This is a genomic window from Mariniflexile soesokkakense, from assembly GCF_039650365.1.
In the GTDB taxonomy this organism is placed as follows: Bacteria; Bacteroidota; Bacteroidia; order Flavobacteriales; family Flavobacteriaceae; genus Mariniflexile; species Mariniflexile soesokkakense.
Window position 1 is genome coordinate 545697 of record NZ_JAZHYP010000001.1, and the last position, 12465, is coordinate 558161.

Sequence of the window (12465 nt, forward strand, 5' to 3'; positions counted from 1 at the left end):
TCTGAAATCATAAATTATAAAGTATCTTTGCAGACCAATTTGCAAGATTATTATGAGTTTTATTAAGGAGATTAACAGACGACGAACCTTTGGTATTATTTCGCATCCAGATGCAGGTAAAACAACCTTAACTGAAAAATTATTATTATTTGGTGGAGCTATACAAGAAGCTGGAGCCGTAAAGAGTAATAAAATAAAAAAAGGTGCAACCAGTGACTTTATGGAGATTGAACGCCAAAGAGGGATTTCTGTTGCTACGTCTGTATTGGCTTTTGAATACAACGGCACAAAAATTAATATTCTTGATACTCCTGGACATAAAGATTTTGCTGAAGACACCTTTAGAACACTTACAGCAGTAGATAGTGTTATTGTGGTAGTTGACGTTGCCAAAGGTGTAGAGGAACAAACCGAAAAATTGGTTGAAGTTTGCCGCATGCGTAATATACCTATGATTGTGTTTATTAATAAAATGGACCGAGAAGGTAAAGATGCTTTTGATTTATTGGATGAAATTGAACAAAAATTAGGTTTAAAAGTGGTGCCCTTAAGTTTTCCAATTGGTATGGGCTATGATTTTAAAGGCATTTATAATATCTGGGAGAAAAACATTAATTTATTTAGTGGTGATAGTAGAAAAGACATTGAAGAAACCATTGAAATATCAGATTTGGATTCACCCGAATTGAACAAACTTATCGGGGATAAAGCAGCAAAAACACTAAGAGAGGAAATAGAATTAGTTGAAGGCATCTATCCGGAATTTGATAAACAGACCTATTTAGATGGGCATTTACAACCTGTGTTTTTTGGGTCAGCTTTAAACAATTTTGGTGTTCGTGAATTATTAGATTGCTTTATTGATATAGCACCAAAACCCCGACCAAAGCAAAGTGAAGAGCGTTTAGTGGAGCCTAATGAAGACAAATTTACTGGATTCGTTTTTAAAATTCATGCGAATATGGATCCCAATCATCGTGATAGATTGGCATTTATAAAAATTGTATCCGGTACTTTTGAAAGAAATAAACCATACTTACATGTTAGGCATGGCAAAAAGTTAAAATTTTCGAGTCCGAATGCTTTTTTCGCAGAGAAAAAAGAGATTGTAGATATATCTTATCCAGGCGATATTGTGGGTTTACATGATACGGGAAACTTTAAAATTGGAGACACCTTATCTGAAGGTGAGATTATTAATTATAAAGGAATCCCAAGTTTTTCACCAGAACATTTTAGATATATTAATAATGCCGATCCTTTAAAATCCAAACAATTATTTAAAGGTATTGACCAATTAATGGATGAAGGTGTCGCTCAGTTATTTACACTAGAACTTAATGGGCGAAAAGTAATTGGAACTGTAGGTGCGCTTCAATATGAAGTTATTCAGTACCGATTAGAACATGAATATGGCGCAAAATGTACGTATGAAAACTTAAACGTATTTAAAGCATGTTGGATAGATCCTAAAGGATCAAAAACTGATGAATACAAAGAATTTGTACGTGTAAAACAAAGGTTTTTGGCTAAAGACAAACAAAATCAATTGGTATTTCTAGCAGATTCTTCCTTTTCTTTACAGATGACTCAGCAAACATATCCAAGTATAAAATTCCATTTCACCTCTGAGTTTTAACAAATCAACGATTATATTTTTAACAAAAATAAGATATTCATAATTTTAAGTGTCTTGTATTAATAAATTATTATTTTTGTGATAATATTTTACGATATTCGAAATTAATAGAAATTCAGAACCCAAATTTGAAAACCTATGGAGTCTTATAAAAATGAATTCAGTAATAACGAAATTACTGTTAGCTTTGAACCCTGCAAGTGTGTACATGCTGAAAAATGTGCCCAAGAATTATCAGATGTTTTTAGTACTAGTATAATACCGTGGATTAATTTAGATGGTATCGAGACTAAACGTATTATTAACCAAATAAAAAAATGCCCTTCTGGTGCATTAACATATCGCAAGAATACGAGCAAACAAGCTTCATAAATAGATTTGTAAAATACATCCCATTGAAAATTTCAATGGGATGTATTAGTTTTATGCTTGACCAGTTGGACCAAAATTTAAAGGTATAGGAGGTTGTTCGTAATCTTTTATTTCACCATGGGCATTTTCAAATCTAGATACATTTTCACCTAAAGCTTTAAGCAAACGCTTTGCATGTTGTGGTGTTAAAATAATTCTAGATTTCACTTTACTTTTAGGAACCCCTGGCATAATGCTAACAAAATCTACAACAAACTCTGAAACAGAATGATTAATAATAGCTAGATTGGAATATATTCCTTCGGCTACTTGTTCGTCTAATTCAATATTAATTTGTCCTGGTTTTGGGATATCTTTTTCGTCTGCCATAATCTTAATAATTTTAAATAAAAAAAGCCTTCAAGTTATTTTACATGAAGGCTTTTATCTTTTGTTTCCTGCCTTCGCAGGAACTACAATTAGTTATAATTTAATTCTTGTTTTACTTGCATCATTTCGTCAAACTCTTCTTTAGAGCCAACAATAATATCAGTATATCTACGCATACCTGTACCTGCTGGAATTCTGTGTCCAACAATTACATTCTCTTTCAAGCCTTCTAAACTATCAACTTTACCAGCTACTGCTGCTTCGTTAAGTACTTTAGTGGTTTCTTGGAAGGATGCTGCCGATATAAATGATTTCGTTTGAAGCGATGCTCTTGTTATCCCTTGTAATATAGGTGTGGCTGTTGCTGGTTTCGCATCTCTAGCCGTAACAAGATTTTTATCTTCTCTTCTTAAAATAGAATTTTCATCTCTTAATTCACGTGATGAAACAATTTTACCTGGTTTAAAGGTTGAAGAATCTCCTGCGTCTTCAACAACTTTTAATCCGAAAATGGCATCATTTTCTTGGATAAAGTCATCTTTATGAACTAATTGATCTTCTAAGAAAAGTGTATCACCAGAATCAATAATCTGTACTTTACGCATCATTTGTCTTACAACAACCTCAAAGTGTTTATCATTAATTTTCACACCTTGTAAACGGTAAACCTCTTGTACTTCGTTTACCAAATATTGTTGTACCGCTGAAGGGCCTTTAATATTTAAAATATCATCCGGCGTTATAGAACCATCTGATAAAGGCATACCTGCTTTAACGTAATCATTTTCTTGAACAAGAATTTGATTAGATAGCTTAACCAAGTATTTTTTAACTTCACCTAATTTAGATTCTACGACAATCTCGCGGTTACCACGTTTGATTTTTCCGAAAGAAACCACCCCATCAATCTCACTTACAACAGCAGGATTTGAAGGGTTTCTAGCTTCGAATAACTCGGTTACACGAGGTAAACCACCTGTAATATCACCTGCTTTAGCAGATTTACGAGGTATTTTAACTAAAATTTTGCCTACACCAATTTTCTCTCCGTCGTTAATCATTAAGTGAGAACCAACTGGTAAGTTGTAAGAACGAATAGTCTCTCCGCTAGCATCTTCAATATGAAGTGTTGGAATTAACTTCTTGTTTCTAGATTCAGAAATTACTTTCTCTTGGAAACCTGTTTGCTCATCTATTTCAACTTGGTAAGTGATACCTTGTTCAATATTCTCGTATTTAATCTTTCCAGCAAATTCTGAAATAATTACACCGTTATATGGATCCCAAGTACAAACTACATCGCCTCTTTTTAATTCCTGACCGTTTTTAATCTGTAAATTAGATCCATAAGGAATATTATTTGTACTTAAAGTAATACCTGTTTTCTTATCAACTAATTTAAGTTCAGAGGTACGAGAAATAACAATGTCGATATCTTTACCTTCACCATCTTTGCCTTTAACAGTTTTTAAATCTTCAATTTCGGCAATACCGTTAAATTTAACAGCTAATTTGTTTTCTTCTGAAATGTTACCAGCAATACCACCCACGTGGAAGGTACGAAGTGTTAACTGTGTACCTGGTTCACCAATAGATTGTGCAGCAACTACACCAACAGCTTCACCACGTTGTACCATTTTACCTGTAGCTAAGTTACGACCGTAACATTTAGCACAAATACCTTGTAACGCTTCACAAGTTAATGCTGAACGCACTTCTAAACTTTCAATTGGAGAATTTTCTATCTTTCTGGCAATATCATCTTCAATTAATTGTCCTGAAGCTACTAACAACTCATCTGTTAATGGATCGTAAACATCATTCAATGCCACACGACCAACAATTCTTTCTTCTAAAGTTTCAACAACTTCGTCGTTTTTCTTTAATGGTTCTACTTCAACACCTCTTAAAGTTCCACAATCTTCAGTATTAATAATAACATCTTGAGAAACATCTACCAAACGACGGGTTAAGTAACCAGCATCGGCTGTTTTAAGAGCGGTATCCGCAAGTCCTTTACGAGCACCGTGAGTAGAGATAAAGTATTCTAAAATTGAAAGACCTTCCTTAAAGTTAGAAAGAATCGGGTTTTCAATAATTTCTCCACCACCTGCATTCGATTTTTTAGGTTTCGCCATTAATCCACGCATACCTGTAAGCTGACGAATCTGTTCTTTAGATCCACGCGCACCAGAATCAAGCATCATAAACACCGAGTTGAATCCTTGTTGGTCTTCACGAATACGCTTCATAGACAATTCAGTCAATTCCGCATTTGTAGAAGTCCAAATATCAATAACTTGGTTGTAACGCTCGTTGTTGGTAATAAGTCCCATATTATAGTTACCCATAATACCATCAACAAACTTGTTAGCTTTATCAATCATTCCTTGTTTTTCCGGTGGAATGATAATATCACCTAAACTAAATGATAAACCTCCTTGGAATGCAAACTTAAATCCTAAATCTCTAATTGAGTCAAGGAAATCTGCCGTTTCAGGAACTGATGTATATTTTAAGATATTACCAATAATATCTCTTAATGATTTTTTAGTAAGTACTTGGTTGATATATCCAGCTGCTTGTGGCACTTTTTGGTTAAATAACACACGACCAACTGTTGTTTCAATAATTGTTGGTGCTAATTTTCCATCTTCATTAATATCTAAAGTCCTAACTTTTATACCCGCGTTTAAGTCTACTCTTTTTTCATTGAAAGCGATTTCAACTTCTTCTGGTGCATAAAATATTAAACCTTCACCTTTTACTTTAACTTCTGGTGTAGACGTACGTAACTTGGTCATATAATAAAGACCAAGTACCATGTCTTGAGAAGGTACCGTAACTGGTGAACCATTTGCAGGATTTAAGATATTATGAGATGCCAACATTAATAATTGACACTCTAGAATAGCTTCTGGTCCTAATGGTAAATGTACAGCCATTTGATCCCCATCAAAATCCGCATTAAATGCAGTACACACTAGCGGGTGCAATTGAATCGCTTTACCTTCAATTAATTTAGGTTGGAATGCTTGAATACCCAAACGGTGTAACGTAGGAGCACGGTTTAGTAATACTGGATGTCCTTTAAGAACGTTCTCCAAAATATCCCAAACCACTGGTTCTCTTTTATCTATAATTTTCTTTGCAGATTTTACAGTTTTTACAATACCTCTTTCAATTAATTTTCTAATTACGAAAGGTTTGTAAAGTTCTGCTGCCATATTTTTTGGCAATCCACATTCGTGTAATTTTAATTCAGGTCCAACAACAATTACCGAACGCGCTGAATAATCCACACGTTTTCCTAAAAGGTTTTGACGGAAACGTCCTTGTTTACCTTTTAATGAATCTGACAACGATTTTAATGGTCTGTTAGAATCGGTTTTAACAGCTGAAGATTTACGTGTATTATCAAATAACGAATCTACAGATTCTTGTAGCATACGTTTTTCGTTACGTAAAATTACTTCAGGAGCTTTAATCTCAACTAAACGTTTAAGACGATTATTACGGATAATAACACGACGGTATAAATCATTTAAATCAGACGTTGCAAAACGACCACCATCTAACGGCACTAACGGACGTAACTCTGGTGGGATGATTGGAATAACCTTCATAATCATCCACTCCGGACGATTTTCACGGTTATTGTTAGATTCCTTCAAAGACTCAACAACCTGTAAGCGTTTTAAAGCTTCTGTTTTACGTTGTTTAGACGTTTCAGTATTCGCTTTATGACGCAATTCGTAAGATAAAGCCTCTAAATCGATTCTTGATAATAATTCAATTAAACATTCAGCTCCCATTTTAGCAAGGAACTTGTTTGGATCATGATCATCTAAATATTGATTGTCTTGAGGAAGTGATTCAAGAATATTTAAATATTCTTCTTCTGTTAAGAAGTCCATTTTTTCTACTGGCTCACCTTCTTCATTTTTGGCATTACCAGGTTGAATTACTACATAACGTTCGTAGTAAATAATCATATCTAATTTCTTAGATGGTAAACCTAATAAATACCCTATTTTATTTGGCAACGAACGGAAATACCAGATATGAGCAACAGGAACCACCAAATTAATGTGTCCTACTCTATCACGACGTACTTTCTTTTCTGTTACTTCAACACCACAACGGTCGCAAACGATACCTTTGTAGCGAATTCTTTTATATTTACCACAAGCACATTCGTAGTCCTTTACTGGACCAAAAATACGCTCGCAGAACAAACCATCTCTTTCAGGTTTGTGAGTTCGATAATTGATAGTTTCTGGTTTTAAAACCTCACCTCTAGACTCTGCTAAAATAGACTCTGGTGATGCTAAACCAATAGAGATTTTATTAAATCTTCTTACTGTATTCTTATCTTGTTTTCTTGCCATGTTCTTTTAGTATTCAGTCTCAGTCTCAGTGTTCAGTTTAAAATTAAACTGAACACTGCAACTGCATACTTTTTTTATTCCTCTAATCTGATATCTAAACCTAAACCTTTTAATTCATGCATTAATACATTGAAAGATTCTGGTAGTCCTGGATCTGGCATTGGTTCGCCTTTTACAATAGCTTCGTACGTTTTAGCTCTTCCAATAACGTCATCAGACTTTACTGTAAGGATTTCACGTAGTGTACTAGATGCACCGTAAGCTTCAAGTGCCCAAACCTCCATCTCACCAAAACGCTGTCCACCAAATTGTGCTTTACCACCAAGAGGTTGTTGTGTAATTAATGAGTAAGGTCCTATAGAACGTGCGTGCATTTTATCGTCAACCATATGTCCTAATTTCAACATATAGATAACACCAACGGTTGCAGGTTGATCGAAACGATCTCCTGTACCTCCATCATATAAATAAGTATGACCGTATCTTGGAATTCCAGCTTCATCAGTCAACTCATTAATTTGATCGATAGTAGCACCATCAAAAATAGGAGTAGCGTATGTACGTCCTAATTTTTGACCAGCCCATCCAAGAACAGTTTCATAAATCTGGCCGATGTTCATACGAGATGGCACCCCTAGTGGATTCAATACAATATCAACAGGTGTTCCGTCCTCTAAGAAAGGCATATCTTCTGCTCTTACAATACGAGCAACAATACCTTTATTACCATGGCGTCCTGCCATTTTATCACCAACTTTAAGTTTACGTTTTTTTGCAATATAAACCTTAGCTAATTTAATGATACCTGCTGGTAATTCATCTCCTACAGAAATAGTGAACTTCTCACGTCTTAAAGAACCCTGTAAGTCGTTTTCTTTAATTTTGTAGTTGTGAATTAAATCGGCAACTAATTGGTTTGTATGGTCATCTGTTGTCCATTTTCCAGACACTAAATGTGCATAATCATCAACAGCATTTAACATTTTTTGAGTGAATTTTTTACCTTTTGGTAATACTTCTTCCCCTAAATCATTAAAAATACCTTGAGCCGTTTTACCGTTTACAATATTGAATAATTTTTCGATTAAAATTTCCTTTAAATCATCAAATTTTCTATCGTATATAGCTTCTAATGCAACAATATCATCTTTATCTTGAGCTCTCTTACGTTTATCTTTTACTGCTCTAGAGAATAATTTTTTCTCAATAACAACACCATTTAAAGATGGCGACGCCTTTAACGAAGCGTCTTTTACATCGCCTGCTTTGTCTCCAAAAATAGCACGTAATAATTTTTCTTCTGGGGTTGGATCAGATTCTCCTTTTGGAGTAATTTTCCCAATTAAAATATCGCCAGGTTTCACTTCTGCACCAATGCGAATCATTCCATTTTCATCTAAATCTTTTGTAGCTTCTTCAGAAACGTTAGGAATATCATTAGTCAACTCTTCGTTACCTAATTTCGTATCTCTAACTTCTAATGAATACTCATCAATATGAATAGATGTAAAAATATCTTCACGTACAACTTTTTCAGAAATAACAATCGCATCCTCAAAGTTATAACCTTTCCAAGGCATGAAGGCAACTTTCATGTTTCTACCTAATGCCAACTCTCCTTTTTGAGTTGCATAGCCTTCACATAAAACTTGACCTTTAACTACTTTATCTCCTTTTACCACGATTGGTTTTAAGTTGATAGAAGTACCTTGATTGGTTTTTCTGAATTTGATTAATTGGTATGTTTTAACATCACTATCAAAACTTACTTTAGCCTCATCTTCAGTACGATCGTATCTAATTTTAATTTCATTAGCATCCACATAAAGTACTTCACCGCTTCCTTCTGCATTGATCAATACACGAGAATCTGATGCTACTTGACGTTCTAAACCTGTACCAACAATTGGAGCTTGAGGCAATAATAATGGAACTGCTTGACGCATCATGTTCGATCCCATCAAGGCTCTATTCGCATCATCATGCTCTAAGAACGGAATTAAAGAAGCCGAAATAGACGAGATTTGGTTTGGCGCCACATCTGTATAATGCAGATTTGCAGGATCCATTACTGGGAAATCGCCTTCCATACGTGCAATTACCTTATCGTGTAAAATTTTACCGCTTTCATCTACTTTCACAGTAGCTTGAGCGATTAATTTTCCTTCTTCTTCTTCAGCACTTAAATATACTGGTTGATTTTTAATGTCTACCACACCATCAGTTACAGGGCGGTAAGGCGTTTCAATAAAGCCCATTCCATTCACTTTAGCAAATACTGAAAGTGATGAAATTAAACCAATATTTGGTCCTTCAGGAGTTTCAATTGGACATAAACGGCCGTAATGTGTATAGTGAACGTCACGTACCTCGAAACCTGCTCTTTCACGAGATAAACCTCCTGGTCCTAGTGCAGATAAACGACGCTTATGAGTAATCTCCGCTAATGGATTTGTTTGATCCATGAACTGAGATAACTGATTTGTTCCAAAGAAAGAATTGATAACAGACGATAAAGTCTTAGCATTAATTAAATCGATTGGAGTAAATACCTCATTATCACGAACGTTCATACGCTCACGAATAGTACGTGCCATACGTGCTAAACCAACACCAAACTGTTGAGATAATTGTTCACCTACTGTACGTACACGACGGTTAGATAAATGGTCAATATCATCAATCTCAGCTTTAGAGTTGATAAGCTCAATTAAATATTTAATAATGGTAATAATATCTTCTTTGGTAAGCACTTGCTTATCCATTTCAATATTAAGACCTAATTTTTTATTCATTCTGTAACGCCCAACTTCACCTAAAGAGTAACGTTGGTCACTGAAGAATAATTTATCAATGATGCCACGTGCAGTTTCCTCATCTGGTGGCTCCGCATTACGTAATTGTCTATAGATATGTTCAACAGCCTCTTTTTCAGAGTTTGTTGGATCTTTTTGAAGGGTGTTATGAATAATGGCATAATCGCCTTGCTCAGCACTTTCTTTGTGTAAAAGAATCGCTTTAACATCTGCTTCAATAATTTCTTCAATATTATCTTTATCTAAAATAGTATCACGATCAAGAATAATCTCGTTACGCTCAATTGATACTACCTCTCCTGTATCTTCATCAACAAAATCCTCATGCCATGTATTTAAAACACGCGCCGCTAATTTACGTCCTTGGTATTTTTTTAATCCTGTTTTAGATACTTTAATTTCTTCAGCTAAATCGAAAATCTCTAAGATATCTTTATCACGCTCAAAACCGATTGCACGGAAAAGCGTTGTAACAGGTAATTTTTTCTTTCTATCAATGTACGCATACATTACCTGATTAATATCTGTAGCAAATTCAATCCAAGATCCTTTAAAAGGAATTACCCTAGCTGAATATAATTTTGTTCCATTTGCATGGAATGACTGACCAAAGAATACCCCTGGTGAGCGATGTAATTGAGATACTACAACACGTTCTGCACCATTGATAACAAAGGTACCGCTTGGTGTCATGTAAGGTATGGTTCCTAAGTACACATCTTGAACAATGGTCTCGAAATCCTCATGTTCAGGGTCTGTACAATACAACTTTAACCTTGCCTTTAGCGGAACGCTATAAGTAAGACCTCTTTCAATACACTCATCGATAGCATATCGTGGTGGATCTACAAAGTAATCTAAAAATTCTAAAACAAATTGATTACGAGAATCTGTGATTGGAAAGTTTTCCATGAAGGTATTGTATAGACCTTCATCGCCTCTTTCATCCGATTTAGTTTCTAATTGGAAAAAATCCTGGAAGGATTTAATCTGAATATCCAAGAAATCTGGGTATTCTGTTCTATTTACAATAGACGAGAAATTTAATCTTTCAGCTTGTGTTGATAACATCAATGGACGGAATTTTGATTAAAAAATAATAGTTGTGGCGTATGTAATGATTATATACGCAAAATGGTTTAGGTCTTGAAGACTTCTCCCCAGACCTAAACCTTTATGATTTTAGGTAACTAAGCTTATTTAAGCTCAACCTCTGCTCCTGCTTCTTCTAAAGATGCTTTTAAAGCTTCAGCTTCGTCTTTAGAAACACCTTCTTTAACAGGACTTGGTGCACCATCAACTAATTCTTTAGCTTCTTTCAATCCTAAACCAGTTAATTCTTTAACCAATTTAACAACTGCTAATTTAGAAGCACCAGCAGCTTTTAATACAACTGTAAACTCAGTTTGAGCTTCAGCAGCATCATCACCACCTGCAGCAGGACCAGCAGCAACCGCTACAGCAGCAGCAGCAGGCTCGATACCATACTCATCTTTTAATATTGTAGCTAACTCGTTTACTTCTTTTACTGTTAGGTTAACTAATTTTTCTGCGAAATCTTTTAAATCTGCCATTTTTCTATCGTTTTTAATAAATTTTTAATTTTAATATAATTGTAATATAGTGCGTACTGTTTAATACTATCCTTCTTTTTCAGATAGTGTTTTTAAGATACCAGCTAGTTTTCCACCACTTGATTTAAGTGCTGAAACAACGTTTTTAGCAGGCGATTGTAATAATCCTACAATGTCTCCTAATAATTCCTCTTTAGACTTGATATCAACTAACATGTCTAATTGGTTATCGCCAATATAAACACACTCCTCAATAAAAGCTCCTTTCAATAAAGGCTTCTCTGATTTTTTGCGGAAGGTTTTTATTAACTTTGCTGGAGCATTACCTGTTTCAGAATACATCACAGATGTATTTCCTTTTAAAACTGTTGGAAGGTTTCCGAAATCTCTTTCAGATGCTTCCATTGCTTTTTCAAGTAATGTATTTTTAACGACTGCTAGCTTTATGTTTGCTTTAAAACAAGCGCGACGTAACTCTGAGGTGGTTAATGCATTTAATCCTGAAATATCTGCTACATAAATGTTAGCATTACTGGCTAATTCTGCAGTTAAGTCCTCAATTACTTGTGATTTTTCTTCTCTTGTCATAATAAAAGTATTTAACTAATTAACCAACTTTAGGATCAACAGCAACACTAGGACTCATAGTACTAGAAAGGAAAATACTTTTTACGTAAGTACCTTTAGCAGTTGTTGGCTTAAGTTTTATTAATGTTTGAATTAATTCTGTTGCATTACCAGCAATTTTATCAGCACTAAAAGATGCTTTTCCTATTGCAGCATGCACGATGCCGGTTTTATCAACTTTAAAGTCAATTTTACCAGCTTTAACTTCGGTTACAGCTTTAGCAACATCCATAGTTACTGTACCAGTTTTTGGGTTAGGCATTAAACCACGAGGACCTAATACACGCCCTAAAGGACCTAATTTACCCATTACACTTGGCATAGTAATAATAACGTCTACATCAGTCCAACCATTCTTGATTTTGTCAAGATATTCGTCTAATCCAACGTAATCTGCTCCAGCCTCTTTAGCTTCTGCTTCTTTGTCTGGAGTTACTAATGCTAATACTTTCATGTCTTTACCAGTTCCGTGAGGTAATGAAACCACTCCTCTAACCATCTGGTTTGCTTTACGTGGATCTACTCCTAAACGTACAGCAATGTCTACTGATGCATCAAACTTTGTATTAGTAATTTCTTTTACTAATGCAGATGCTTCATCAAGAGAGTAAACTCTCCCTTTTTCTATTTTTGCTAAAGCTTCTTTTTGCTTTTTTGTTAATCTTGCCATTTTTTAA

8 protein-coding genes are annotated in these 12465 nt (G+C 34.7%); 2 read left to right on the top strand and 6 right to left on the bottom strand.

The features are described 5' to 3' along the window. The first annotated feature begins 52 nt into the window (after positions 1-52). Together VP395_RS02480 and VP395_RS02485 are read left to right on the top strand one after the other, a co-directional pair. Positions 53-1639 carry a peptide chain release factor 3 gene (locus VP395_RS02480; RefSeq protein WP_346240129.1) on the top strand — a complete coding sequence of 529 codons (1587 nt, stop codon included), beginning with the start codon at positions 53-55 and terminating at the stop codon, positions 1637-1639. A gap of 138 nt (positions 1640-1777) precedes the next feature. Then, complete coding sequence (locus VP395_RS02485) at positions 1778-2011, top strand: (4Fe-4S)-binding protein (RefSeq protein ID WP_346240130.1); 234 nt, start codon at positions 1778-1780, stop codon at positions 2009-2011. Between the two features lie 51 nt (positions 2012-2062). Here the strand turns inward: VP395_RS02485 and VP395_RS02490 are convergent, their stop codons facing one another. The 6 genes from VP395_RS02490 to rplA form a co-directional block, all read right to left on the bottom strand. After that, positions 2063-2380: a DUF3467 domain-containing protein gene (locus VP395_RS02490; protein WP_346240131.1), complete on the bottom strand. Its 318-nt coding sequence runs from the start codon at positions 2378-2380 to the stop codon at positions 2063-2065. Between the two features lie 89 nt (positions 2381-2469). Then, positions 2470-6771: a DNA-directed RNA polymerase subunit beta' gene (gene rpoC, locus VP395_RS02495; protein WP_346240132.1), complete on the bottom strand. Its 4302-nt coding sequence runs from the start codon at positions 6769-6771 to the stop codon at positions 2470-2472. A gap of 74 nt (positions 6772-6845) precedes the next feature. After that, complete coding sequence (gene rpoB, locus VP395_RS02500) at positions 6846-10658, bottom strand: DNA-directed RNA polymerase subunit beta (protein ID WP_346240427.1); 3813 nt, start codon at positions 10656-10658, stop codon at positions 6846-6848. Positions 10659-10783: 125 nt separating this feature from the next. Continuing rightward, positions 10784-11161: a 50S ribosomal protein L7/L12 gene (rplL, locus tag VP395_RS02505; protein ID WP_346240133.1), complete on the bottom strand. Its 378-nt coding sequence runs from the start codon at positions 11159-11161 to the stop codon at positions 10784-10786. Between the two features lie 66 nt (positions 11162-11227). Further along, complete coding sequence (rplJ, locus tag VP395_RS02510; protein ID WP_346240134.1) at positions 11228-11749, bottom strand: 50S ribosomal protein L10; 522 nt, start codon at positions 11747-11749, stop codon at positions 11228-11230. Positions 11750-11768: 19 nt separating this feature from the next. Continuing rightward, entirely contained in the window at positions 11769-12458 is a 690-nt protein-coding gene (gene rplA, locus VP395_RS02515) for a 50S ribosomal protein L1 (RefSeq protein WP_346240135.1), read from the bottom strand. Positions 12459-12465 lie beyond the last annotated feature (7 nt).

Bases quoted from the DNA above. Each gene is read 5' to 3' on its own strand.
- rplJ (WP_346240134.1), bottom strand. From the start codon at position 11,749: ATGACAAGAGAAGAAAAATCACAAGTAATTGAGGACTTAACTGCAGAA.
- VP395_RS02490 (WP_346240131.1), bottom strand. From the start codon at position 2,380: ATGGCAGACGAAAAAGATATCCCAAAACCAGGACAAATTAATATTGAA.
- VP395_RS02485 (WP_346240130.1), top strand. From the start codon at position 1,778: ATGGAGTCTTATAAAAATGAATTCAGTAATAACGAAATTACTGTTAGC.
- rplL (WP_346240133.1), bottom strand. From the start codon at position 11,161: ATGGCAGATTTAAAAGATTTCGCAGAAAAATTAGTTAACCTAACAGTA.
- VP395_RS02480 (WP_346240129.1), top strand. From the start codon at position 53: ATGAGTTTTATTAAGGAGATTAACAGACGACGAACCTTTGGTATTATT.
- rpoB (WP_346240427.1), bottom strand. From the start codon at position 10,658: ATGTTATCAACACAAGCTGAAAGATTAAATTTCTCGTCTATTGTAAAT.
- rpoC (WP_346240132.1), bottom strand. From the start codon at position 6,771: ATGGCAAGAAAACAAGATAAGAATACAGTAAGAAGATTTAATAAAATC.
- rplA (WP_346240135.1), bottom strand. From the start codon at position 12,458: ATGGCAAGATTAACAAAAAAGCAAAAAGAAGCTTTAGCAAAAATAGAA.